Raw genomic sequence first — 25,405 nt, 5'->3', positions numbered from 1 at the left:
TTTCAAATCAACTTTTGGAGTGAGCCATGCGCACCGTAACTAAACCTGTCAACCAACCCGACCACGTCATCGCCGACATCAACCTCGCCGCCTGGGGCCGCAAGGAACTCAATATCGCCCAGACCGAAATGCCCGGCCTGATGGCGATTCGTGAAGAATTTGCCCAAGCCCAGCCTTTGAAAGGCGCGCGCATCACCGGTTCGCTGCACATGACGATCCAGACCGCTGTGCTGGTCGAAACCCTGCAGGCGCTGGGCGCCGACGTGCGCTGGGCCTCGTGCAATATTTTTTCCACGCAAGACCACGCCGCCGCTGCGCTGGTTGAAGCGGGCACCCCGGTGTTTGCCTACAAGGGCGAGACCCTGACCGACTACTGGGACTACACCCACCGCATCTTTGAATTCGGCGGCAAGAAGGGTTCGGCGGCTGAAGGCCCGAACATGATTCTGGACGACGGCGGCGACGCCACTTTGCTGATGCACCTGGGCACCAAGGCCGAGAAAGACATCAGCGTGCTGGCCAATCCAGGCAGCGAAGAAGAAATCTGCCTGTTTGCCGCCATCACGGCCAAGCTGGCGCTGGACCCGACCTGGTACAGCCGCCGCCTGAAAAATATCATTGGCGTGACCGAAGAGACCACCACCGGCGTGCTGCGTTTGAACGAGATGTCGGCCAAGGGCGAACTGGCGCTGCGTGCCATCAACGTCAACGACTCGGTGACCAAGAGCAAGTTCGACAACCTGTACGGCTGCCGCGAGTCGCTGGTGGACGCCATCAAGCGCGCCACCGACGTGATGATCGCCGGCAAAGTGGCGTGCGTGGCCGGTTACGGCGACGTCGGCAAAGGCTCGGCCCAGGCGCTGCGTGCGCTCTCTGCCCAGGTCTGGGTGACTGAAGTCGACCCAATCAACGCGCTGCAAGCCGCGATGGAGGGCTACAAGGTTGTCACCATGGAATATGCGGCCGACAAGTGCGATATTTTTGTGTCTGCTACCGGCAACAAGAACGTCATCACCTACAAGCACATGGATGCCATGAAAGACCAGGCCATCGTCTGCAACATTGGTCACTTTGACAATGAAATCGACGTCGCCTCGCTGTCCAAGTGCAAGTGGGAAGAGATCAAGCCGCAAGTGGACCATGTGATCTTCCCGGCCAAGGGAAAGAAGCCCGCTAAGCGCATCATCCTGTTGGCCAAGGGTCGGTTGGTGAATTTGGGTTGTGGCACCGGCCACCCCAGCTTTGTGATGAGTTCGAGCTTTGCGAACCAGACGATTGCGCAGATCGAACTCTTCACCAAGCCCAAGGAATACAAAGTCGGTAAGGTTTATGTGCTGCCCAAGCACCTGGACGAAAAAGTGGCGCGCCTGCACCTGGGCAAGGTCGGCGCCATGCTGTCCGAGCTGACCGACGAGCAAGCCGCCTACATTGGCGTGAGCAAAGCCGGCCCTTACAAGGCGGACAGCTACCGTTATTGATCCTTGTGCGGCAACCCGGCCCCGGACGCGTTCCGGGGCGCCGCATCCGCAAGCCCTGCCTTGCCCTTTTATGAATGACAAACCCCTCTATGCGTGCTGACCAATTACTCGTGCAACGGCAACTGGCCAGCACGCGCTCGCAGGCCCAGCGCCTGATTGCCGACGGCGTGCAGTGGCTTAAGGGCGCACAGTGGAAGACCGTCAGCAAAAACGGCGACGAGATACCGCTGGAGGCCGAAATCAAGCTGCTCAACGACGCCGAGGCGCGCTATGTGTCACGCGGCGGCCTCAAACTGGAGGCCGCGCTCCAACAGGTCGGCCTGGCGGTGACCGGACTGGCCTGTCTGGATGTGGGCCAGTCGACCGGTGGCTTTAGCGACTGCCTGCTGCAGCACGGCGCCGCCTCGGTCGTCGGGGTGGACGTGGGCAGCGGCCAATTGCACCCCAGCCTGCGCGAAGACCCGCGCGTGCTGTGTCTTGAAAAAGTCAACGCGCGCGCGCTGGTTGCTTCAGATTTAGTAGCTGCTTATGAAGACAGCACGGGGGCTGAGGGTCAATTTGATGTCGAAGAAGGGGCTGCGGACGTGGTTGAGTTCGCGCCCGAATTCGACCTGATCGTGGCCGACCTGTCGTTCATCTCGCAAACCCTGGTGTTGCCCGCCGTGGTGCCACTGCTCAAGAGCGGCGGCACGCTGCTGACGCTGGTCAAGCCGCAGTTTGAACTGCAACCGGGTCAGGTTGGCAAAGGCGGCATCGTGAAGGATGCCGCCATGTACCTGCTGGTGGAGCAGCGCCTGCGTGAGGCTTGCGCCGCGCTGGGGCTGACGGTGACGGCCTGGTTCGATTCACCGATTGCCGGTGGCGACGGCAACCGCGAGTTTTTCATCGCCGCCGTCAAGCCGAAAGATTAGAAAGTCCGTCATGACCGCGACCTCTCCCATTCCCATCAGTGTTGAGTTCTTCCCTCCCAAAACGCCCGAAGGCGTCGACAAGCTGCGCGGGGTGCGCCAGCAGTTGTACACCTTGAAGCCCGAGTTTTGCTCGGTCACCTTTGGCGCCGGCGGCTCGACGCAAGAAGGCACGTTCAACACCGTGCGCGACATTCTGGCCGAGGGCGTGCAGGCGGCCTCGCACATCTCCTGCATCGGTGCGACTCACGCCAAGGTGCGTGAGCAACTGGGCATTCTCAAAGCCATGGGCGTCAGGCGCCTGGTGGCGCTGCGCGGCGATTTGCCCAGCGGCTTTGGCATTGGGGGCGAGTTCCATTACGCCAGCGACCTGGTGGAATTTGTGCGGGCCGAGACCGGCGATGACTTTCACATCGAGGTGGCCGCTTACCCCGAGATACACCCGCAGGCCCGCTCGCCTGCCGCCGACCTGCAGGCCTTTGCCGCCAAAGTCAAGGCGGGCGCCAACTCCGCCATCACCCAGTATTTCTACAACGCTGACGCCTATTTCCGCTTTGTCGAAGAGGTGGACGCGCTGGGTCTGAGTCTGCCGATCGTGCCCGGCATCATGCCGATTGCCAGCTCGACCCAGCTGATGCGCTTCAGTGACGCCTGTGGCGCCGAGATTCCGCGCTGGATTCGCTTGCGACTGCAAAATTTTGGCGATGACGTAGCCTCCATCAAGGCGTTTGGCCTGGATGTGGTGACTGATCTGTGCTTGCAGCTGCGCGCCGGGGGGGCGCCCGGCCTGCACTTTTACAGCATGAACCAGAGCGCTGCCACGCTGGAAATCTGCCATAGGCTGGGCTAAGTGCCGGTGCCCAGTCGATTGGCCGGTACTGGATGGGAACCACGCTAATCCAGTTCTTGGCCGCAGGCTAACGTTGGCGGAAGTGTCGGATTTGTTTACAGACCAGCGCCAGAGTTGCGCAAGAGGCGGCTGCCTGGAAGCAATCACTTTTGCAAGTCATTGATATGTAAAAATTAATTTACATATTGGTTGCTTGGGCATAATTCTTGCAAGTCAGTGGTCTACGGGGCCGAGCTTGCGCAATGGCGGGCTTTGACTGTTGTTCGCATTGCGTGAGTCACTGATGTTGTCGAAGCATGAAACACCTAAGAACCCAGAACAAGAAACCACTATTGATGCATGAGCGCGGCGCGGTCCGATTCGAGACCGAGTTGCCCGTCGAAATCGGCAATCTTCGTGGTCTGGCCCGCAATATCAGCGCGACGGGCATTTATTTTGAAATAGAGGCTGCGCCGGCACTGGGGTCGCACCTGTACTTTGCGGTTGAGATGACGGTTCGAGGTGAAAAATTGAAGTTGGTGTGCGACGGTCAAGTGCTTCGGGTCGAGCACAAGGACGGTGTGCACGGTATTGCCGCGAGGTTTGATGATTCTTTTTTTTCAAATCCTGCAGAAGTCATTGATATCGACGCGGCTTGGCTGGCACACACCCATTAAGATGCGCCCACAAGCAACTTCTGATTGAACATCACGCCATGAAAATTCTTCTGACGGGGGCGGCCGGCTTCATTGGCATGACGACCGCACTGCGTTTGCTGGCGCGCGGCGATGAAGTGCTGGGGCTGGACAACCTCAATGACTATTACGATGTCACCCTGAAAGAAGATCGCCTCAAACGCTTGAGCCCGCACGCGGGTTTTCGCTTCGTGAAAATGGATGTGGCTGATCGACAGGCCATGGCGCAACTTTTTGTCGATGAAAAATTTGACCGCGTTATTCACTTGGCGGCCCAGGCCGGTGTGCGCTATTCCCTGCAAAATCCGCATGCCTACATCGACAGCAACATTGTCGGTTTCATGAATGTGCTGGAGGCTTGCCGCCACGCACAAGTGCAGCACCTGGTCTACGCCTCCAGTTCCAGCGTCTACGGTGGCAACACCAACATGCCGTTTTCCGAGCACGACAGCGTCGATCACCCGGTCAGTCTTTATGCTGCCACGAAGAAGGCCAATGAACTGATGGCGCACACCTACAGTCATTTGTATGGTCTACCCACCACCGGCCTGCGTTTTTTCACGGTTTATGGTCCCTGGGGTCGGCCTGACATGGCCTTGTTTTTGTTTACCAAGGCGATTCTGGATGGCCGCGCTATAGACGTTTTCAACTATGGCCAGATGCAGCGTGATTTCACCTTTGTCGACGACATCGTCGAAGGCGTCGTTCGGGTGCTGGATCGCGTCGCCTGCCCCAATCCAGTTTATGACCCGGCGCTGGCTGACCCGGCGACCAGCAACGCGCCCTACCGGGTGTTCAACATTGGCAACAACAAGCCGGTGCCCTTGCTCGACTTCATCGCCTGCATCGAGGAGGCCCTGGGCCGCAAGGCGGAGAAAAATCTATTGCCCTTGCAGGACGGTGATGTGCCCGCTACCTATGCCAATACCGATGCCTTGAGCGACTGGGTTGGTTTTGTACCCGGCACCCCGATTGAGCGGGGGATTGCCCGCTTTGTGGCTTGGTACCGCGACTATTACCAGGTCTAGTTGGCTGTCCGGTTAGTCAGAAAAGGCGCCGGATCAAGCCCGTGGCGCCTGCCTCGCACAGGGCCAGAACATGATCAAACCCTTCCTGGTTGCCGTAATACGGATCGGGGACTTCGACCTCCTCGACGTCTTCGGCAAAGTCCAGCAATAAATGCAATTTATCCATCTGTTCGAGCGGGCAGAGTCGGCGCAGCTCGGTCAAATTACTGGTATCCATCGCCAGAATCAGGTCAAAAGACTGGAAGTCCTGTACGGTAATTCTGCGAGAACGAACGCGGCCCATTTCGTAGCCGTGACGCGCCAGCGTCAGCGCGGCCCGGCGGTCGGGTCGCTCGCCCAGGTGGTGCGCGTGGGTGCCGGCGCAATCCACCTCAAACGGTGGTTCAATTCCGGCCTCGACAGCCAGCTTGCGGGTAACGGCTTGCGCCATCGGAGAGCGACAGGTATTGGCCATACACACCATCAGCAGCTTGGTCATAGCGCCTGATTCTAGGGTGTGACACCTCTCAAAAAGCACATCCACTGCGCCATTTATATCGTTGGGCAATTTTCGGTGTTTCTTGAGAAATATCAATTTAGCACGTGCCGATCAGCGCAGACTTCAAGGCGTGATTCGGGGGGCGATGCACCATCAGGACTGGAAATTCAGTTCCAGTGCGTAAGCCCATCGGACACCTTCAACTTGTACAGGGGATACGCTTTGAAAAGTTTCTATGGCATTGTCAAAAATGCGATCCGTTGGGTCGCCTTCGGTCTGATAACGGGCATGGTGGCTGCGTGTGCCAATTTATCAGCTTATCCGCCCGCGCCCATGGCCGCCGCCTCAACCGATTACGACTATGTGGTGGGTGCCGGTGACACCCTCAACATCATCGTTTGGCGTAATCCTGAGCTTTCGATGTCGGTACCGGTTCGCCCTGACGGCAAGGTGTCAACGCCGCTGGTGGATGAGTTGGTGGCCCAGGGCAAGACCTCGGTCGAGATTGCGCGTGACGTCGAGAAGGCCCTGGCCAAGCTGGTGCGTGATCCGGTGGTGACGATCATCGTGACCAGTTTTGTGGGGCCGTACAGCGAGCAAATACGGGTCGTTGGCGAGGCGGCCCGACCCCAGGCCTTGCCGTACAAGCAAAAAATGACGGTGCTTGATGTGATGATTGCTGTGGGGGGGCTGACCGACTTCGCCGATGGCAATGCGGCTTCCATCACACGTGCCTCAGAAGGTGACAAGCGCTATGCGGTGCGACTCAAAGACCTGATCAAGCGCGGCGATATTTCCGCCAATGTCGAGATGAAACCGGGCGACGTTCTGATCATTCCGCAAGGCTGGTTCTAAAGCCGCCTCTTTCTGGCTGCCTGCCTGAGTCGCGTGACGACGGCTTGGTGGTGTTCCAAACTTGACCAAAAAGATCAAATCTGATGGATGAGCTCATTAGCCAAATAGTCACCGCTGCCCGCGGCATGTGGAAGCATCGCTGGCTGGGCCTGTTGGTGGCCTGGGTGGTCACCGCAATCGGCATGTTTGTGGTGCTGTCGGTGCCTGACAAGTACGAGGCCTCTGCCCGTATTTTTGTAGACACACAGTCGATTCTGAAACCCTTGATGTCGGGATTGGCGGTGCAGCCCAATGTGGATCAACAGGTGGTGATGTTGAGTCGCACGCTGATCAGTCGCCCCAATGTTGAAAAACTCATTCGCATGGCTGACCTTGACCTGAAAGCCCAGTCCAAGAGCGCGCAGGATGCGTTGATTGATGGCTTGATGAAAACGCTTGAAATCAAGAATGTAGGGCGGGACAACCTTTACGTATTGTCTTACCGCGACTCAAGCCCCGACAAAGCCAAGCGGGTGGTGCAGTCGCTGGTGTCAATCTTTGTTGAGTCCAGTCTGGGCGATAGCCGCAAGGACTCCAACACCGCGCGCAAATTCATTGACGAGCAGATCCAAACGTATGTGACGAAGCTCGAAGAAGCCGAAGCCCGTTTGAAGCAATTCAGGCTGCGCAATATGGAGCTTCAAAATGCGGATGGGCAAGACATGGCCGGACAGGTCAGTGCCATCAGCAGTCAACTGAGCCAGGCGCGTCTGGAGCTGCGTGAGGCGGAGAACGGCCGGGACTCGGCCAAACGTCAACTGGAGGCCGAAAAAGATCAGAACGCCAACATCACCTCGCGCAGTCTGCTGCAGGAGTCTGCCATGCAGAGCTCAACGCCCGAAATCGATGCGCGCATAGAGGCACAGAAACGCCAGCTTGATGGGCTGCTGCAGCGTTTCACCGAGCAGCATCCCGATGTGGTCAGCACCCGACGCCTGATCCAGGAGCTCGAGATCCTCAAAGGCAAAGAATTGCAGGAACTGCGCAAGACCGCGATGGCCAACCCGGCCGCGGCGTCTGCCAACAGTCTGGCTTACCAGGAGCTCAATCGCCTGTTTGCGACCTCCGAGGTGCAGGTCGCTGCGTTGCGGGCCAGGGTGGGTGAGTACGAGGCACGTTTTGCCAGGGCCCGCGAGCTGATGAAGACGGCACCCCAGATCGAGGCTGAATTTGCGCAATTGAATCGCGACTACGACATCAACAAGAAGAACTACAACGACCTGGTGTCCAGAAGAGAGTCAGCCGCCATGTCCGGCGACCTGGACAGTGCCGCAGGTATGGCCGACTTTCGCCTGATTGATCCGCCGCGTGCTTCGCCCAAACCGGTGGCGCCTAACCGTCTGCTGTTGATGCCGCTTGCCCTGTTGGCCGCCTTGGGTGCTGGCTTGGCCGTGACCTTTATCGCGAGTCAATTGCGTGCTGTTTTTTACGATGCGCGTTCCTTGAAAGAGGTCCTTGGATTGCCGCTGCTGGGTGTGGTGACCTTGGTGATGGACGATGGAGCGGTGCTGAGGGAAAAGCTGGAACTGAAAAAGTTTTGGGCCGCTTCAGGCGGCTTGGTAGGCGTTTTTTTAGCCGGAATGATCATTTTTTCAGTGATCTCCGGACGGCCAGGATGAACCAACTATGACTAGCTTAATCGAGCAGGCGGCAGTGCGCCTGGAACAGCTTCGTCAAGCCGGCGCCGAGATGCCCGGCGTGACGCCCGTGACGCCTGTGGCTCACGTTCCTGACGACAATTGGCAGCGGGTGGCCGAGGCCCCCCGAGTGGCCGAGGCGGCGGCGACGCCTGGCTCTATGTCTGGCGCAACGTCACGACGCGTTGAAATTGATCTGGACGCGCTCGCAAAAGCGGGCATTGTCAGCCCGAATGCGCCACGATCCCAGATCGCCGATCAATACCGGGTCGTCAAGCGGCCCTTGATCAGCAACGCTGTGGGAAGAGGCGCCTCGACCGTGGTCAATGGCAACCTGATCATGGTGACCAGCGCGCTACCCGGCGAAGGCAAGACGTTTACCGCCATCAATCTGGCGATGAGCATGGCGACCGAGCTCGATTACACCGTCATGCTGGTCGATGCCGACGTTTTGCGTCCCACCGTGATGAGTGTGATGGGCTTGGCGGATGGCCCCGGACTGCTCGACCTGGTGCTCGACGAGTCGAAGGACTTGTCCAGCGTGCTGCTACGAACGAACATTGACAAACTGACCTTGTTGCCCAGCGGCACGGCGCATCCGCGGGCGACCGAATTATTGGCCAGTGACGCCATGACCCGTCTGCTCACGGATATGGCTACCCGCTATACCGATCGCATCATTATTTTCGATTCGCCGCCGCTTCTTCTTGCCACTGAGTCGCGCGTGCTGGCCTCCAATATGGGCCAGGTCGTGGTGGTGGTTCAGGCCGAGAAGACGCTGCAGTCAGATGTGGTCCACGCGCTTGCCACGATTGAAGCTTGCCCCGTGAAGTTGATGTTGTTGAATCAGGCGAGGGCCGCTTTCAAAGGTGGGTATGGGTATGGGTATGGGTATGGGAGCGGCTACAGCTACGGGTACGAGCCTGCGCAGTCGGGTTTGTCATCCTTGTCAACGCAGTCATGATGCCTAGCGCGCCCACATTGAGAAAGTTGCGCTGCCGGCTGGCTGACGTTCCGACTGCGGTGCTGCTCATGATGGCATCGGGGGGCGCCTATGCGCAGGAAGGCGTTGCAGATGCAGGCGCCTTACGTCTGGTGTCGGTTGTGCCGCGTGTCTCTGTCTCCGAAGTCATCACAAACAACGTGGCGCTGAGTTCTGCCAACCCGCAGTCAGACCAGATTACCCAGGTTAGCCCCGGCATTCGAATCAGTGTCGGGGGCGCTCGCCTTCAAGCCTACTTTGACTATTCGCGCAATGAATTGTTTTACGCGCAAGACTCATCGCCCCAGCGGTCGCAAAACGCCCTCAACACGTTTGGCACGCTGGAGGTGCTCGACAACTGGGCCTATCTCGATTTCAGCGGCAACATTTCGCAACAGGCGATTTCAGCCTTTGGCGCGCAGTCCGTTGACAACACGTCTGTCAACCCGAACCGGACCGAGGTCTCGACTTATCGTCTGTCACCCTACGTGCGCGGCCGGCTGGGCAATGTGGCCAACTACGAGGCACGCTACAGCCGCGCCATCAGCAGCAGTGATTCGGGCCTTGGCTCGGATGTGACAACCGGCGATGCGGTTGCCAAAGTGAGTGCAGATCGCGCCTTTGGCAATCTAGGCTGGTCGGCAGATGCCAGCCAGCAGACTGCCGACTACAGCGCTGGTCGCCAGACTGAAGCCAATCGACTCAACCTGGGTTTGTCGTATGCGATTACGCCGCAGCTCAGCGTGTCGGCCAGGGCTGGGCGTGAGACCAACAACTACACCACGCTTGATATGGAAAGTTACGACACCAGCGGTGTCGGCTTGAACTGGGCGCCATCGGAGCGGACGAAGTTGTCAGCGTCCCTGGATCATCGTCCATTCGGCGATGCGCACAGCGTCAGCTTTGAGCACCGAACACCGCGCACCGCCTGGAGGTTTTCTGACTCAAAAGATGTTTCAACCACGCCCAACCAAGCTGGTTTTGCCAGTCTGGGTGCTATCTACGATCTCCTGTTCATCCAGTTTGCTTCAATTGAGCCTGATGCGGTCGCGCGGGCCCGCCTGGTCAATACTTATTTGCAGAGCAACGGTATCAACCCCAATGCCCCTGTCATCAGCAGCTTTTTGGCATCGGCGGTCTCCCTGCAACTTCTGCAAAATCTGTCCTTCGCGCTGCTCGGTGTGCGAGACACCATCACGTTTGTTGCCACGCGCAGCGAGAGCAGCAGGTTGGACACCTTGTCGGTCGGTTTTGATCCCAATAGCGCAACGTTGATTCGCCAGCGTGGTTTCAGCGTCAATTATGCGCATCGCCTGACGCCCGAGTATTCGCTGGGTGTGCTGGCATCACAACAAAACACCGAGGGGGTGTCGAGCCTGCAAGATTCACGCTTGCGCTTGCTGAGCATCAATATCACAGGCAAATTCGGGAAAAACGCCGCAGCGTCGGTCGGCGTTCGGCGCGTCGTCTACAGCAGCGTTACTGCGCCTTATGGCGAAACCGCCATCACTCTCAGCCTCAATGTGCAGTTCTGACCCATGTATGAAACATATTACGGGTTGACCAGCAAGCCTTTTCAGCTCAACCCTGATCCGAGTTTTTATTTCGGCAGCAAGCAGCACCGTCGAGCCAAGGCTTACCTTGAGTATGGTGTCCAACGAAACGAAGGCTTCATCGTGATCACAGGAGAGGTGGGGGCGGGCAAGACCACGATTGTGCGCGGCCTGCTCGCCAGTCTGGACCCCGACAAGGTTGTGGCTGCCAACCTGGTCACCACACAACTCGATGCAGAGGACACCTTGCGCCTGGTAGGTGCGGCTTTTGGCGTACGCGTTAAAGATGTCTCGAAAGCCGATGTCCTGATGGCGCTGGAGGCCTACTTGGTCAATCAGACCAGCCAGGGAAGACGCTGCCTGCTGATCGTCGACGAGGCGCAAAACCTGACAGCCAAAGCGGTAGAAGAATTGCGCATGCTGTCCAACTTTCAGTTTGGCCAACAAGCGCTGCTGCAGACATTCCTGGTGGGGCAGCCGGAATTCCGCGCCATTTTGCAGAGTCCGACCATGCAGCAACTCAGGCAACGCGTGACGGCCACGTGCCATATCGGGCCGATGGACAAAGATGAGACCCGCGGATATGTCGAGCATCGGTTGAAGTGTGCTGGCTCCGCAGGTCGACCCAGCTTCGACGACCTTGCGTTCGAGGCGATTTTCAAGGCTTCAGGGGGCATTCCACGTCGTATCAACCTCACCTGTGACCGCCTGTTGCTGCTTGGCTTCCTGGGCAACAAAGACGCCTTTGGTGCGGAGGATGTCAATGAGGTGGTAAAGGAAATTGACGATGAATCGGTCGTTCCAGCCAATCAGGGCGCGCCAACACGATCTGCACCCGATGACTCCCGCGGGCAAAGCTTGGCAAATATTGACATCGGCGACATTGATCCAGGCAAACTGCAGGTGGGCTCGGCGTTGGCAGGCGCCCTCAGCAGCCAAATCGATGGCTTGAGCGCCGAACAATACGATGGCCGTTTGCGTCGTCTCGAACTTAGCATGCTTCGGATTGAGCGAATCAATCTCGAAGTTCTTGCCATGCTGCAAAAGATGGTGATGGCAGCGAGAAAACCGAGCCAGGAGAGTCAGTCATGAATGATCAGGCACTTGGACGCGCAATGGATGCTGATTTGGGGCCTGTCATTTGCGTGGTGGGTGCGCGGCCCAACTTCATGAAAATGGCGCCAATTCTCAGGGCCATGGCGGCGCATGTGCCAGCGCTGCCGGTGCTGCTGGTGCACACCGGCCAGCATTACGACAAAGACATGAGTGAGCGCTTGTTTGAAGATTTGCGCTTGCCAACCCCGGACGTCAATCTTGAGGTTGGGTCAGGCACGCACGCGATGCAGACCGCGGAGGTCATGCGCCGGTTTGAGCCGGTGGTTGACACCTACCAACCTTCCTGCGTGGCGGTCGTGGGCGACGTCAATTCCACGCTCGCGTGCGCGTTGGTGGCGGTCAAGAAAAACGTGCCGGTGGTGCATATCGAAGCCGGACTGCGCAGTTATGACCGCGCCATGCCGGAAGAGATCAACCGCATCCTGACCGACCAGATCGCCGATCGCCTCTACACCACGGAGCGCACGGCGCAAGGCAATCTGGCGCGCGAAGGTATCGCATCAAACCAGGTCTGCTTTGCTGGCAACGTCATGATTGACTCGGTGGTTTTTGGTCGGGCCAACGCCCGCAGCGTGAGCGCCACCTTGCAAGCTTGCCACATCGATCCCGTTGTTTTCCGTTATCCACGTGGGCTGGGCGTGGTCACTTTGCATCGCCCTTCGAACGTGGATCATCCTGACGCTTTGCGCGGGCTACTTGGCGTGCTGGGGGAGGTCGCGACCCGTTTGCCCCTGGTGTTTGTGCTGCATCCGCGCACCCGCAGCAACATCGATCGCTTTGGCCTGATGCACTTGATTGACCCGGTGCGCATGGCCTTGTTGCCGCCGCAGGGCTATCTTGAAATGCTGGGCCTGATGGCCGAGGCCACCGTGGTGCTGACAGACTCAGGTGGACTGCAGGAAGAAACCACGGCGTTGGGAGTGCCCTGCCTGACGCTGCGGGAAAACACCGAGCGCCCGATCACCGTGGAGCAAGGGACCAACACGCTCGTGGGGCGCAATCGGGAAGCCATTCTGGGTGCCGTCAATGACATTCTGCTGGGCAAAGGAAAGCGTGGTCGTTTGCCCGAGCTTTGGGATGGGCATGCCGCCGAGCGGATCGCGGCCGACATGTACCCGTGGCTGAAGCACCGGCAAGCGGGCATGGCGACGAGGTTGATTGCGTTATGAAAAACGATCTGCCAATGGCGCCCGTCACGAACGCGCTGACCATCGATGTAGAAGACTATTTTCAAGTCTCGGCCTTCGCGCCGCATATTGCCCGTTCCGAGTGGAATTTGCGTGAATGCCGGGTCGAACGCAACGTTGACTGCATCCTTGAAATGCTCGCCAGCAGCGAGACCAAGGCAACCTTCTTTACCCTTGGCTGGATCGCAGAGCGTTATCCTGAGCTGGTGCGACGCATCGTGCGCGAAGGCCATGAACTGGCCAGTCATGGCTACGGCCACGAGCGCGCCAGCGACCAGACCGAAGCCGCATTTCTTGCCGACATCCAGTTGGCAAAAATTGTTCTGGAAGACTTGTCAGGCAGTGAAGTGAACGGGTATCGCGCGCCCAGTTTTTCTATCGGCCGTGCGAATCTCTGGGCCTTTGACTGCTTGGCCCGGGCCGGCTACCGCTACAGTTCCAGCGTCTACCCGATCCGGCATGACCACTACGGCATGCCAGAGTCGCCGCGCTTTGCCTATGAGGTGCGTCCGGGTTTGATGGAAATCCCGATTACGACGTTACGGGTGTTTAACCGCAACTTGCCTTCCAGTGGCGGGGGCTACTTCCGATTGCTGCCTTATGCCTGGTCACGCTGGATGCTCAGCCGGATCAACGGGCATGAGCACGAGTCGGGTGTCTTTTACTTTCATCCCTGGGAGATTGACCCCGGTCAGCCGCGCATTGAAGGCATCAGCAGCAAGACGCGCTTTCGTCATTACGTCAATATTGACCGCATGGAAGGCCGTTTGAACCGCTTGCTCGGCGATTTCAAGTGGGGCCGCATGGATCAAATTTTTCTTGACCGGTTCAGTCAACCTCAGCTTGCCGCTTGAGCCGTCCATGTTGAGTATCAAGCGACTCCTGCCTCAAGACATGGCCACGGCAAAGCGGTGGGATGCGTTTGTCATGGCATGCCCGGAGGCGACATTCTTCCATCGCGCCGGTTGGCAAAAGATTGTCCAAGATATTTTTCACCATGACACTTATTTTCTGTATGCCGAGTCTGATGACGGCATTCAGGGTGTGCTGCCGCTGGGTCATGTGAACAGCTGGTTGTTTGGCAACTCGCTGGCAGGTTTGCCGTTTGCGGTGTATGGCGGAGTGGCCGCTGCCAACGAGGAAGTGGCGCAAGCCCTAGAGAATGAGGCGCAACAGATTGCCAAACGATTGGATGTGGCGCATCTTGAATGGCGAAACATCAATCCGCGCCATGCCGACTGGCCCAAGCAAGACCTGTACGTCACGTTTCGCAAGGAGATTCTGGCGGAGGAAGAAGCCAATTTGTTGGCCATTCCGCGCAAGCAGCGGGCCATGGTGCGCAAAGGTATCAAGAATGGTCTCGTGAGCGGGATTGACTCTGATGTTGATCGCTTTTTTGCCCTCTATGCGGACAACGCTCGCCGTCATGGCACGCCCGCTCTGTCCAAGCGCTACTTTCAGGCCCTACAGTCCGAGTTTGGTGAAGATTGCGAGGTCTTGACTGTGACTGCGCCGGATGGCAAGGTGCTGAGCAGTGTGTTGAGCTTCTACTTTCGGGGTGAGGTCTTGCCCTACTATGCGGGAGATTTTGAGCCTGCTCGCGAGCTCGCCGCCAACGACTTCAAATATTGGGAGTTGATGCGCCGCGCCTGCGCGCGCGGACTCAAGGTGTTTGACTATGGCCGCAGCAAGCAGGGCACCGGCTCCTACGCCTTCAAAAAAAACTGGGGTTTTGAGCCCACCCCGCTGCACTATGAGTATTGTCTTTACAAGCGTGATGACGTGCCACAAAACAACCCGTCCAATGCCAAATACAAGCTTCTGATCGCCACGTGGCGTCGCCTGCCCCTGGTGGTGGCAAACTGGTTGGGCCCTTTCGTTGTGCGCAACCTGGGCTAAATTCATCATGGCCAACTTGCTTTACCTGGTCCGTCGACCGAGGGTGCTTGAGCGCCGCCGTTGGACCGCGCATTCCGGCGGCGTTGACCTCGATCAAAGTGTCCGTCAGCCAGTAGGAGAGGCGCTGTGAACGCCATCGTCACCCCTTACGCTGCTGTCGTCCGATCCCAAGTGACGCAGTCGTGGCGGCAAGCGCTCGTCGCACTGGTCCTGCTTTTACTCTGGACGTTTGTCCTTTACCGCGAAACCGGCACCGCCATGGTGACAATCTGGGCCCGGTCCGATACGTTTGCTCACGCCTTCCTGGTTCCGCCCATTGCCGCTTGGCTGGTATGGCGACAACGTCAGCTGATTGCAGCGCAGGTTCCCCGAGCAACGCCAGGCGTGCTTGTGCTGGTCGCGACCGCTGTTTTAGTTTGGTTTCTGGGTGAGTTGGCGGCTGTCAATGCGGTGACCCAGCTGGCCTTGGTCGCGCTGCTAGTCTTGGCCGTGCCGGCTGTGTTGGGTTGGTCGGTCACGCGGCTGATTATCTTTCCTCTGGGGTTTTTGTTTTTCGCTGTGCCTATTGGTGAATTTCTGCTACCCCAGCTGATGGATTGGACGGCAAATTTCACAGTGCTGGCGCTGCGTTTAAGCGGCGTTCCTGTCTATCGCGAGGGGCTCCAGTTCGTCATCCCCTCCGGCAATTGGTCGGTGGTCGAGGCGTGCAGTGGCGTGCGTTACTTGATCGCTTCCTTGACCGTTGGTGCCCTTTTTGCCTACCTGAATTACCAGTCAACCAAGCGCCGCATCCTTTTCGTAATTGCCTCCATACTGGTTCCTGTTGTTGCGAACTGGGTGCGCGCTTACATGATCGTCATGCTGGGGCACCTGTCAGGCAACAAGCTCGCCGTCGGGGTTGATCACCTGATCTACGGTTGGCTCTTCTTTGGTGTTGTGATGATGTTGATGTTCATCATTGGCGCCCGCTGGACCGAGCCTGGTGAGTTGGGAAGTGACCGTGATTCAGTGTACGCGACAAAGAAACAGCCAGTGACCGCCCCAAGGTTGTGGATGGTGACGGCCGGTTTCGCGGCACTGCTGGCGCTGCCGCATGTTGCCCTGTGGGCCTTGGAGTCAGGCACTGAGGGCGATACGGTGCAGTTGACGGTGCCTGTAGCGCTGGCGGCAGGCTGGCAGGTCGTGCCGCAGGATGAAGTGCATTTCAAGCCTGCGTTTCAAAACCCGTCTGCTGAAATGACCGCGAGCTATGCAAAGCAAGGGCGTGCGGTGGGGCTCTATCTGGGTTACTACCACCATCAAAATTACAGCCAGAAATTGGTCAGTTCCAGCAACATGCTGGTGCGTAGCAATGACGCGCAATGGGCTCAGGTGGCAAGTGCGAGCCGCACGGTCGAAATGGCTGACAAACAAGCCTATGTATTTCGCACCGCAGAACTGCGCAGTGCATCTTTGGACCAGTCAGCCCAGAATGGTCGGTTGATTGTTTGGCGCATTTACTGGATCAACGGCGCACTGACCACAAGCGATTACCTGGCTAAAGCTTACAGCGTGTTCTATCGGTTGACCGGGCGTGGTGATGACAGCGCCGTCATTGTTGTCTACACGCCAAAAGATCAAGCCGGGGGTGAAGATTCGGTGCTGGAATCATTTTTGATGACCAACTACCCGAGCATCAATGCCTTGCTGCGCGCGGCGCAACAAAACAAGTGACGGACAAAAAATAGAGCTTTCCTAATTGATGAATGCCATGGAGGTTTCAAAATGAGTGTGGTTGCTGTGATTGGTTTGGGCTATGTGGGTTTGCCTTTGGTCGTGGAGTTTGGCAAACACTTTCGGACCATCGGGTTTGATATTTCGCCTTCCAAGGTTGAGTCCTGTCTCAAGGGTATTGACCCCTCACGAGAGCTGACGGATGAGGAAATGCGAGAGTCGCCACAGGCCGTGTACACCGCAGACCCCGCCTTGTTGGCCGAGGCCGACATCATCGTCGTGGCTGTGCCCACGCCGGTCGACAACGCGCACATACCAGATTTTCGCCCGCTCATCGGTGCCAGCGCCAGTGTCGGTCGCAACATGAAAAAAGGGGCAATTGTTGTATATGAGTCAACGGTTTATCCCGGCGCCACTGAAGAAGTATGCATTCCCGTGCTGGAGCGCGAGTCTGGCTTGAAGTGGAAACAGGATTTTTTTGTCGGCTATTCACCTGAGCGAATCAACCCGGGTGACAAAGAGCACACCCTGACCAAAATTCTCAAAATCGTTTCTGGCGATGGACCTGACACGCTGGACAAAGTCGCCAAGTTGTATGAGACCATCATCCTGCCGGGTGTGCATCGCGCATCGAGCATCAAGGCCGCAGAAGCTGCAAAGGTGATCGAGAATACCCAGCGTGATCTGAATATCTCCCTGATGAACGAGCTGTCCATCATCTTCGACAAGCTCGGCATCGACACCAATGAGGTGCTGGCAGCAGCGGGGACCAAGTGGAATTTCTTGAAATTCAAGCCGGGTCTGGTAGGCGGCCATTGCATCGGCGTAGACCCGTATTATCTGACCCACAAGGCTGAGATGCTGGGCTACAACCCACAGGTAATTTTGGCGGGCCGCCGCATCAATGACGGCATGGGAAAGTTCATTGCCGAGCAGACGATCAAGCAGATGATCGCGGCCGACAGTTACATCAAAGGCGCTAAAGTGAACATATTGGGGCTCACCTTCAAGGAGGACTGTAGCGACCTGCGCAATTCCAAAGTGGTCGACATCATCCATGAACTCAAGTCTTATGGTGTCGATGTTTTTGTGACCGACCCGCGCGCCAATGCGGCTGAAGCCATGCATGAATACGGTGTGGCGCTGTTGCCCTGGGCTGATTTGCCCCGCGCTGACGCCATTGTTGCTGCGGTGGCACATCGGGAATACGCCACGCTAACAGTTGAAGATTTCGGTAAAAAGCTGGTCAAGGGTGGCGCATTTATTGATGTCAAGGCGGCCTACGATCGCAGTGAGATTGAAGCGGCGGGGTACAAACTGTGGCGCTTGTGAGTGCATCAGAGGGATATGGGAGACTGGACGTGCCACGTGATTCGCGTCCGTTGGTGCTGCACGTGGTGTACCGCTTTGATACGGGCGGTCTGGAGAATGGCATTGTCAACCTGATCAACCACATGCCACAGCATGCCTATCGTCACGCTGTTATGGCGTTGACTGAGGTGACAGAGTTCCACCAGCGCATCCAGCGGCGCGATGTGGAATACATCTCCCTGCACAAGCCGCCGGGCCACGGCGTTTGGCAATACCCCAAGCTTTTCAAGTTGTTCCGCCAATTACGCCCTGCCATTGTGCACAGCCGCAATCTTGCCGCGCTTGAAGTCCAGCCAGCTGCCTGGGCGGCCGGAATGCCGGTTCGCATTCATGGTGAACACGGCCGTGACGTGGGAGACCTGGACGGCAGCAATGTCACCTACCAGCGCGTGCGCCGCGTCTACAAGCCTTTTGTTCACCACTACACCGCGCTGTCGCGTGATCTGGCTGACTATTTGGTGGACAGGGTGGGTGTTTCGCCGGACGCCATCACGCAGGCCTGCAACGGCGTCGATACCGAGCGCTTCCGCCCGGTGCCCGGTGGACCGCAGCGCATCGCCGGCTGCCCTTTTGATCCGGCACGGCAATGGCTGATGGGTACCGTCGGCCGCATGCAGACCGTCAAGGATCAGCTCATGCTGGCTCATGCTTTTGTCCAAGCCCTGGCCTTTGCCCCTGAACTCAAGGAACGCATGCGACTGATCATGGTCGGCGAGGGACCGTTGCGAGCGCAAGCACAAGCTGTGCTGGATGCCGCAGGCGTGGGTCGGTTGGCCTGGTTGCCCGGCGAGCGCAGCGACGTGCCCGACATCATGCGTGGCCTGCACGCTTTTGCCTTGCCCTCACTGGCCGAAGGCATATCCAATACCATTCTGGAGGCCATGGCCAGTGGCCTGCCGGTAGTCGCCACGGCCGTGGGCGGCAACGCCGACCTGGTGCAGCACGGTCAGACCGGCTACATTGTTTCGCCTTCCAATCCGCAGACCATGGCCCTACGGCTGATGGCGCTGGCTGCCAACCCGGAGCGGACTCGCAACATGGGCCAGGCAGGTCGCCAGCGGGCGCTTACCGCTTTCAGCTTGCAGGCGATGGTATCCACCTACCAATCGGTGTACGACCAGCAATTGCGCCGCTTGCGGCCTGTTCAGTCAGCCCAGCAACAACATTCATAGACATCATGTGCGGCATTACCGGCATTTTTGACACGCGTGGCTGCAGCGACATCAGCCGCGCCGTGCTTCAGCGCATGAACGATTCGCAGCGGCACCGTGGTCCCGATGAAGGCAGCCTGCACATCGAGCTCGGCGTAGGACTGGGCCATCGGCGCCTGTCCATCATCGACATTGCGACCGGACAGCAGCCGCTGTTCAACGAAGACGGGTCGGTCGTTGTGGTTTTTAACGGCGAAATCTACAACTACCAGCAACTCATTCCTGAGCTGCAGGCGCTAGGCCATCTGTTTCACACCAAGAGCGACACCGAGGTCATCGTCCACGCGTGGGAAGCCTGGGGTGCTGACTGCGTGAAGCGCTTTCGTGGCATGTTCGCCTTTGCCCTGTGGGACCGCAAGCAGCAGATATTCTTCATGGCTCGTGACCGGTTGGGCGTTAAACCCCTGTACTACGCGTTGCTCGACGACGGCACACTGCTGTTCGGCTCCGAGCTCAAGTCCCTCCTGGCCCACGGTGGCCTGCGGCGCGACATGGATCCGCTGGCTGTGGAAGAATACTTCGCCCTGGGCTATGTGGCCGAGCCGCGCACCATCTTCAAGCAGGCCAAAAAGCTTGCACCTGCCCACACCCTGACCATCAGGCGCGGCCAGCCCATGGGCGAGCCGGTCGCCTATTGGGATGTCAAGTTCAGTCTGGACAATCCGATTTCCGAGGTCGACGCTCAGGTCGAACTGGTGCAGCGCCTGCAAGAGTCTGTGCGCCTGCGCATGATTGCTGAAGTGCCCCTTGGCGCTTTCCTATCCGGTGGTGTCGACAGCAGCGCCGTGGTCGCCGCGATGGCAGGCTTGTCGCCCGAGCCGGTTAATACGTGCTCCATTGGCTTTGACGATCCGGCTTTTAACGAGTCGGCCTTTGCGCAAAAAGTGGCCGACCGCTACCACACCAACCATCGTCTTGAAGTCGTCAAGAGCGACGATTTTGATCTCATTGACACGCTGGCTCGCTTGTATGACGAGCCCTATGCCGACAGCTCGGCCATCCCGACCTACCGGGTCTGCCAGCTGGCGCGCAAGCACGTCACCGTGGCACTGTCGGGGGATGGCGGTGATGAAACATTTGGTGGCTATCGCCGCTATCGCATGCACCTGATGGAAGAACACATGCGCAGCGCGTTGCCCATGGCGGTGCGTCGGCCTCTTTTTGGCATGCTGGGCAAGATGTACCCCAAGGCCGACTGGGCGCCGCGCGTGTTTCGTGCCAAGACCACGTTTGAGGGGCTGGCCCGCAGCTCGGTGCAGGCCTATTTTCATGCGGTATCCATCCTGCGAGGTCCGATGCGCGCGGCACTTTTCAGTCAGAGTTTTAAAGCGGAGTTGGCCGGTTACAACGCCTTAGAGGTATTCAATCGTCACGCGGCCCAAGCCGGTACCGATGACCCGCTGGCACTGATTCAGTACCTTGACCTTAAAACCTACCTGGTGGGCGACATCAACACCAAGGTTGACCGCGCCAGCATGGCCCATTCGCTGGAGGTGCGCGAGCCATTGATGGATCATGAACTGGTGGACTGGCTCGCCACGCTGCCATCCAGCCACAAGATCAAGGGGCAGGAAGGCAAATACCTGTTCAAGAAATCGATGGAGCCTTACCTGCCTGCGGACGTGCTGTACCGGACAAAAATGGGCTTCTCGGTACCACTGGCGCGCTGGTTTCGCGGTCCCTTGAAGCAGCGTGTGCGCGATGCGGTGCTAGGCGAGCGGCTCGCCGCCACCGGCTGGTTCAACTCGGTCTACCTGCAGCACCTGGTCGAAGCGCACCAGTCTGGCAACCGTGACTACAGCGCGTCATTGTGGACGTTGCTGATGTTCGAAGCTTTTTTACGCCAAGTGGTTGATACGCCCTTGGCGGTGGCGCCTGTGGCCAAAGTCGCGGAGGCAGGCGCATGAGCTTGCGCATTCTTCACGTGCTTGACCACTCCATTCCGCTGCACAGTGGTTACACTTTTCGCACGCTCTCGATCCTGCGTGAGCAGCGCAGACTGGGTTGGGACACGGTGCACCTGACTACGCCTAAACAAGGTCCCACCGCGTCCTTCCAAGAAAATGTTGATGGGTTGACGTTTTTCCGCACGCCAAGTGTCGCGGGCGCAGGTTTGTTGACTCAGATGCAACTCACCGCCCAGCGGCTGGGTGAAGTTATCCGGCTGACGAAGCCGAATGTGATTCATGCCCATTCACCGGTGCTCAATGCGCTGCCCAGTTTGTGGGTGGGACGGCGTCAGCGCGTGCCGGTAGTCTATGAAGTTCGGGCGTCCTGGGAAGACGCAGCCGTTGATCACGGCACAACCGTGGAAGGCAGTTTGCGTTATCGGTTGTCGCGCGCGCTGGAGACTTTTGCACTGCGCCAGGCGGACCAAATCACCACAATTTGTGAGGGGCTGCGCGGCGATATTGCCATGCGAGGGATTCCCGATGAGCGCATTACGGTGATTCCGAATGCGGTCGATGCCAGTGTGTTCCAGTTTGGGGTCGCGGCAGATCCGAGCCTGCGTCGCTCGTTGGGGCTTGATGGCGCGACGGTGATCGGTTTTGCTGGCTCCTTCTATGCGTATGAGGGGCTTGATCTATTACTTGAAGCGGCGCGCAGAATGCTGCCACGACATCCTGATTTGCGCGTACTCTTGGTCGGGGGCGGTCCGCAAGAGATGCAACTAAAGGCGCAAGCGGCCAAAGCCGGTTTGCAGGATCGCGTCATTTTTACGGGTCGTGTCGCCCATGCCGAGGTGCAGCGCTATTACGAACTGATAGACGTATTGGCCTACCCTCGATTGCCCATCCGGTTGACAGAGTTGGTCACACCGCTCAAGCCACTGGAGGCGATGGCGCAGGGCCGCATGTTTGTTGCCTCTGATGTAGGGGGCCATCGCGAGCTGATTCGTCACGGGGAAACCGGTTTTTTGTTTCGCGCCGGCGATTCTGCAACGCTTGAGAAGGCGCTGGAAGACGTGCTGGCGCAGCGCGAGATGTGGCCGCTGATTCGCCTGCAGGCGCGTCGCTTCGTGGAGTTGGAGCGTACCTGGAGTGGCAGCGTCGCACGTTACCGTGAGGTCTATCAACGAGCGTTGAGCCGTTATGACCTCACTCAACTCATGCGAGCCTGAGGTTCTATCGTGTGCGGTATCCACGGCATTTATCGTTTTGATGGGCAAGGTGTGGCACCTGGGCAGTTGTCGGTCATGGGCAACGTGACCCGCCATCGGGGGCCTGACGACGAGGGCATGCACATCGACGGCCCCTGCGGAATTGCCATGCGACGGCTGTCAATCATCGATCTGGCGGGGGGCCATCAACCCTTGTCTAACGCTGATGAAACACTCTGGTTGGTCTGCAACGGCGAGATTTATAACTACCGGGAGTTGCGCTCTGAACTCCAGGCCAAAGGCTATCACTTCAAAACCGGGTCCGACAGCGAGGTGCTGCTGCACCTCTATGACGCCGAGGGTGACGACTTTGTGCTTCGCCTCAATGGCATGTTCGATTTTGCGCTATGGGATGCTCGCCGTCATCGTTTGTTGATTGGCCGTGACCGGCTCGGGGTCAAGCCGCTCTATGTGACGCAAGATGGCCAACGATTGGCGTTTGCGACCGAGGCCAAGGCACTGCTCACATTGCCCGGTGTCCGCGCCGAGTTGAATCGCGGTGTTGTCGCCAGCTACTTGCACCTAGGCTATGTCGCCGCGCCCGACTGTATCTTCGCGGGAATTCGCAAATTGCCGCCCGCCACGCTTCTCGCCATTGAAAACGGCCAAGTGCGCGAGTGGCGTTATTGGCGACTTTCCCCCCGCATGAATCAGGATCTGTCAGAGCGTGAGTGGATCGAGCGGGTTCGGGCACAGCTCGAAGCGTCAGTGCGCATGCAGATGGTGAGCGACGTACCGATTGGTGCCTTCCTGTCTGGTGGCGTCGATTCCAGCGCGGTGGTCGGATTGATGGCGAAGCAGTCCCAGCAGCCGATACGCACTTACGCCATTGGTTTCACCGGCGGCGAAGCAGAGGCGCTCTACAACGAGTTGCCCTACGCGCGTCGCGTGGCTGAGCATTTTGGCACGCAGCACCGTGAGATTGTGGTGCGCCCCGACGTTGTTTCCCTGCTGCCAAAACTGCTGTGGCACATGGATGAGCCGCTGTCAGACACAGCTTTCATCACCACTTTTCTGGTGTCCGAATTCGCCCGGCAGGATGTCAAAGTGATTCTCTCCGGCGTCGGTGGGGATGAGCTCTTTGGTGGCTATCGCCGCTATCTCGGGGAGCACTATGCGCAGCAATATCACCGACTGCCGGGGTGGCTGCGGCGTTCTGCCGCGTCGATCGCCGGGCGATTGCCGGTGGACCGCCACTCCGGCCTGCTCAACACCATGCGCCTAGCCAAAGGTTTTCTCATTTCGGCTGAAATGACTGCCGATGATCGCTATCGCAGTTACCTTCAGGTGCTTGATCGGGAAACCGTCTCCGCACTATTGATGCAGCCCGATGCCGATCATGCTGATCCGCTGGCGTTGGCCTTTGCCGAGGCGAGTCATGAAGATTCTCTCAATCGCATGTTTGCTGTGGATGCGCAGACACAGTTACCCGACGACTTGTTGATGTTGACCGACAAAATGAGCATGGCCGTCTCCCTTGAATGCCGTGTTCCGATGCTGGACCATCAACTGGTGGAATTGGCTGCCTCCATTCCGACAGCGATCAAGGTGCGCCGGGGTCACCTCAAACATGTCTTGAAAGAGTCTTTGGTTGGTCTTTTGCCCAACGACATCCTGGAGCGTAAAAAACGTGGATTTGGCACCCCCATGGGTGCATGGCTCAAGAAAGAACTCGCTCCTTTGCTGGGACGTTTGCTGGCGCCTGAAGTGATTCAGCGGCGCGGGCTTTTCCGCCAGCCTGTGGTTGACCGGCTCGTCGCTGATCACCAGGGCAATCGAATCGACGGCACCGATGCCTTGCTGGCCCTGCTTAATCTGGAAATCTGGAGCCGGATTTATCTCGATCATCGTGATCCGACTGACGTTGCGGCCGAACTCAAAGGCTACTGTTCATGAACATCCTGTATCTCTGCCATCGGTTTCCTTTTCCGCCCAAACGCGGGGGAAAAATCCGACCGTTCAACATGATCCGCCACTTGTCGGCGAGCGGCCATCAGGTGACTGTTTGCTCGTTGGCCCGGTCGCCCGAAGAGGCCGAGCAGGGGCGGGGAGTCTCCCCTTATTGCGCCAGTTTCGAGATGGGGCACGTCACTGAGCGGGTTCAGGTGGCGCGCATGCTCGTGCGACTGCCGGTGCCGACGCCGTCGTCGATGGGGTTCTTCTATTCGCCCGAGTTGGCAAAGCATGTACGCGGCCTTCTGACCTCAAAGCAGTGGGACCTCATTTTTGTTCATTGTTCCTCGGTAGCACAATACGTTGAGCATGTTGAAAATATCCCAAAGATTCTGGACTTCGGTGACATGGATTCCCAAAAATGGTTTGAGTACGCCAACTACAAGCCGTTTCCCCTGTCGCTCGGGTACCGGTTTGAGGGCGCCAAGATGCTGGCCGCCGAAAAGCGTTTGGCCAGACGCTTTGACCTGTGTACCGCCACAACCCGGGCCGAGTGGGAGACCCTCAATGGCTACGCCACCGGGGCTGATGCCGATTGGTTTCCCAACGGCGTGGACGCAGATTTTTTCTGCCCTGTGGATGAGCCCTACGACGCTGACACCATCAGCTTTATTGGGCGCATGGACTACTACCCCAATCAGGAGTGCATGGCGCGATTCTGTGAAGAGACCTGGCCCTTACTCAAGAGCGCCCGCCCGGGCATGAAACTCTTGATTGTGGGGGCCGACCCGTCGCCTGCGATGCGAAAACTGGCTGATTTACCCGGCGTCACGGTGACCGGCTCAGTGCCGGATGTGCGTCCGTTTATCCGCAAGTCAGCCTTGATGGTGGCACCGCTCAACATCGCGCGCGGTACGCAGAACAAGATTCTGGAGGCCATGGCGATGGGCGTGCCGGTTGTGACCAGCAGCATCGCCGCTGGCGGCGTAGACGCCGAATCCAAGACGCACTTTCTCGTGGCTGACACGCCGGCGGCCTGTGCGCAGGCCATCATGAAGATTGTCGAGAGTCCCGCCGAGCGCAATCGCCTGGCCGTGGCTGGCCGGCAGCGCATGCTCAGCCACCACGCCTGGCCCCGTTCAATGGAGCGCCTGGACGGCCTCATCGATCGGGGCATCAAGAATTTTTCAAAAAGCAAGGGAGCAGTTGCATGAAGATCAGTATTTTTGGCTTGGGGTATGTGGGGGCCGTGTCGCTGGCCTGTTTGTCACGCGACGGTCACGAGGTGATTGGCGTGGACATCGAACCCGCCAAGCTGGAGTTGATCAAGGCCGGCAAAACGCCGGTGGTGGAGGAAGGCATGGTCGAGCTGA

At 58.3% G+C, this 25,405-nt stretch carries 21 protein-coding genes and 1 pseudogene; 21 read left to right on the top strand and 1 reads right to left on the bottom strand.

Annotated features, from left to right (window positions below):
* Positions 1-26 precede the first annotated feature (26 nt).
* From ahcY to GZ093_RS08440, 5 genes are all read left to right on the top strand, one after another.
* On the top strand, positions 27-1,478 hold the full coding sequence (ahcY, locus tag GZ093_RS08460) for an adenosylhomocysteinase (RefSeq protein ID WP_296484806.1): 1,452 nt from the start codon (positions 27-29) through the stop codon (positions 1,476-1,478).
* Positions 1,479-1,567: 89 nt separating this feature from the next.
* Complete coding sequence (locus tag GZ093_RS08455) at positions 1,568-2,389, top strand: TlyA family RNA methyltransferase (RefSeq protein WP_296484804.1); 822 nt, start codon at positions 1,568-1,570, stop codon at positions 2,387-2,389.
* Between the two features lie 10 nt (positions 2,390-2,399).
* Positions 2,400-3,236 (top strand): methylenetetrahydrofolate reductase [NAD(P)H], encoded by an 837-nt coding sequence (gene metF / locus GZ093_RS08450; protein WP_296484801.1) that lies wholly within the window; start codon positions 2,400-2,402, stop codon positions 3,234-3,236.
* A 296-nt stretch (positions 3,237-3,532) separates the two neighbouring features.
* Entirely contained in the window at positions 3,533-3,892 is a 360-nt protein-coding gene (locus GZ093_RS08445) for a PilZ domain-containing protein (protein WP_296484794.1), read from the top strand.
* Positions 3,893-3,930: 38 nt separating this feature from the next.
* On the top strand, positions 3,931-4,938 hold the full coding sequence (locus tag GZ093_RS08440; protein ID WP_296484791.1) for an NAD-dependent epimerase: 1,008 nt from the start codon (positions 3,931-3,933) through the stop codon (positions 4,936-4,938).
* 16 nt (positions 4,939-4,954) lie between these two features.
* On the opposite strand, the gene GZ093_RS08435 is transcribed toward GZ093_RS08440, so the two are convergent.
* On the bottom strand, positions 4,955-5,416 hold the full coding sequence (locus GZ093_RS08435) for a low molecular weight protein-tyrosine-phosphatase (RefSeq protein ID WP_296484790.1): 462 nt from the start codon (positions 5,414-5,416) through the stop codon (positions 4,955-4,957).
* Positions 5,417-5,704: 288 nt separating this feature from the next.
* Between GZ093_RS08435 and GZ093_RS08430 the strand changes: the two genes are divergently transcribed.
* The 16 genes and pseudogenes from GZ093_RS08430 to GZ093_RS08355 form a co-directional block, all read left to right on the top strand.
* Positions 5,705-6,271, top strand: a complete 567-nt coding sequence (locus tag GZ093_RS08430) for an XrtA/PEP-CTERM system exopolysaccharide export protein (RefSeq protein ID WP_296484855.1) — start codon at positions 5,705-5,707, stop codon at positions 6,269-6,271.
* An 83-nt stretch (positions 6,272-6,354) separates the two neighbouring features.
* Positions 6,355-7,929, top strand: a complete 1,575-nt coding sequence (locus GZ093_RS08425) for an XrtA system polysaccharide chain length determinant (protein WP_296484789.1) — start codon at positions 6,355-6,357, stop codon at positions 7,927-7,929.
* Between the two features lie 7 nt (positions 7,930-7,936).
* Complete coding sequence (locus GZ093_RS08420) at positions 7,937-8,911, top strand: XrtA-associated tyrosine autokinase (protein WP_296484786.1); 975 nt, start codon at positions 7,937-7,939, stop codon at positions 8,909-8,911.
* Positions 8,911-10,464 carry a TIGR03016 family PEP-CTERM system-associated outer membrane protein gene (locus GZ093_RS08415; protein ID WP_296484783.1) on the top strand — a complete coding sequence of 518 codons (1,554 nt, stop codon included), beginning with the start codon at positions 8,911-8,913 and terminating at the stop codon, positions 10,462-10,464. The genes GZ093_RS08420 and GZ093_RS08415 overlap by 1 nt, the downstream gene beginning before the upstream one ends.
* Before the next feature lie 3 nt (positions 10,465-10,467).
* A complete protein-coding gene (locus tag GZ093_RS08410) occupies positions 10,468-11,574 on the top strand; it encodes an XrtA/PEP-CTERM system-associated ATPase (RefSeq protein ID WP_296484780.1) in 1,107 nt (368 codons plus the stop codon).
* On the top strand, positions 11,571-12,767 hold the full coding sequence (wecB, locus tag GZ093_RS08405) for a UDP-N-acetylglucosamine 2-epimerase (non-hydrolyzing) (protein ID WP_296484779.1): 1,197 nt from the start codon (positions 11,571-11,573) through the stop codon (positions 12,765-12,767). Before GZ093_RS08410 ends, wecB begins: the two co-directional genes overlap by 4 nt.
* The gene (locus GZ093_RS08400) at positions 12,764-13,639 is read left to right on the top strand and encodes an XrtA system polysaccharide deacetylase (RefSeq protein ID WP_296484778.1); all 876 of its coding nucleotides are present in this window, start codon (positions 12,764-12,766) and stop codon (positions 13,637-13,639) included. The genes wecB and GZ093_RS08400 overlap by 4 nt, the downstream gene beginning before the upstream one ends.
* Positions 13,640-13,646: 7 nt before the next feature.
* On the top strand, positions 13,647-14,684 hold the full coding sequence (locus GZ093_RS08395; RefSeq protein ID WP_296484776.1) for a FemAB family XrtA/PEP-CTERM system-associated protein: 1,038 nt from the start codon (positions 13,647-13,649) through the stop codon (positions 14,682-14,684).
* 126 nt (positions 14,685-14,810) lie between these two features.
* A complete protein-coding gene (gene xrtA / locus GZ093_RS08390; protein WP_296484773.1) occupies positions 14,811-16,397 on the top strand; it encodes an exosortase A in 1,587 nt (528 codons plus the stop codon).
* Positions 16,398-16,448: 51 nt separating this feature from the next.
* The gene (locus GZ093_RS08385) at positions 16,449-17,729 is read left to right on the top strand and encodes a nucleotide sugar dehydrogenase (protein WP_296484770.1); all 1,281 of its coding nucleotides are present in this window, start codon (positions 16,449-16,451) and stop codon (positions 17,727-17,729) included.
* A 29-nt stretch (positions 17,730-17,758) separates the two neighbouring features.
* Complete coding sequence (locus GZ093_RS08380; RefSeq protein ID WP_296484766.1) at positions 17,759-18,940, top strand: TIGR03088 family PEP-CTERM/XrtA system glycosyltransferase; 1,182 nt, start codon at positions 17,759-17,761, stop codon at positions 18,938-18,940.
* Between the two features lie 5 nt (positions 18,941-18,945).
* Entirely contained in the window at positions 18,946-20,886 is a 1,941-nt protein-coding gene (locus tag GZ093_RS08375; protein ID WP_296484764.1) for an XrtA/PEP-CTERM system amidotransferase, read from the top strand.
* The gene (locus GZ093_RS08370; protein WP_296484762.1) at positions 20,883-22,100 is read left to right on the top strand and encodes a TIGR04063 family PEP-CTERM/XrtA system glycosyltransferase; all 1,218 of its coding nucleotides are present in this window, start codon (positions 20,883-20,885) and stop codon (positions 22,098-22,100) included. Before GZ093_RS08375 ends, GZ093_RS08370 begins: the two co-directional genes overlap by 4 nt.
* Positions 22,101-22,109: 9 nt before the next feature.
* Positions 22,110-24,035, top strand: coding sequence for an asparagine synthase (glutamine-hydrolyzing) (gene asnB / locus GZ093_RS08365; RefSeq protein ID WP_296484759.1), 1,926 nt, complete (start codon positions 22,110-22,112; stop codon positions 24,033-24,035).
* Complete coding sequence (locus GZ093_RS08360; RefSeq protein WP_296484757.1) at positions 24,032-25,246, top strand: TIGR03087 family PEP-CTERM/XrtA system glycosyltransferase; 1,215 nt, start codon at positions 24,032-24,034, stop codon at positions 25,244-25,246. Before asnB ends, GZ093_RS08360 begins: the two co-directional genes overlap by 4 nt.
* Positions 25,243-25,405, top strand: a pseudogene (locus GZ093_RS08355) (GDP-mannose dehydrogenase); the annotation flags it as partial. The gene GZ093_RS08360 and the pseudogene GZ093_RS08355, both read left to right, overlap by 4 nt.

The organism is Rhodoferax sp. (assembly GCF_010365055.1).
Taxonomy (GTDB): domain Bacteria; phylum Pseudomonadota; class Gammaproteobacteria; order Burkholderiales; family Burkholderiaceae_C; genus Rhodoferax.
Note: the sequence above shows the minus strand (reverse complement) of the source record. Positions and strands in the feature narration are given on the sequence as shown.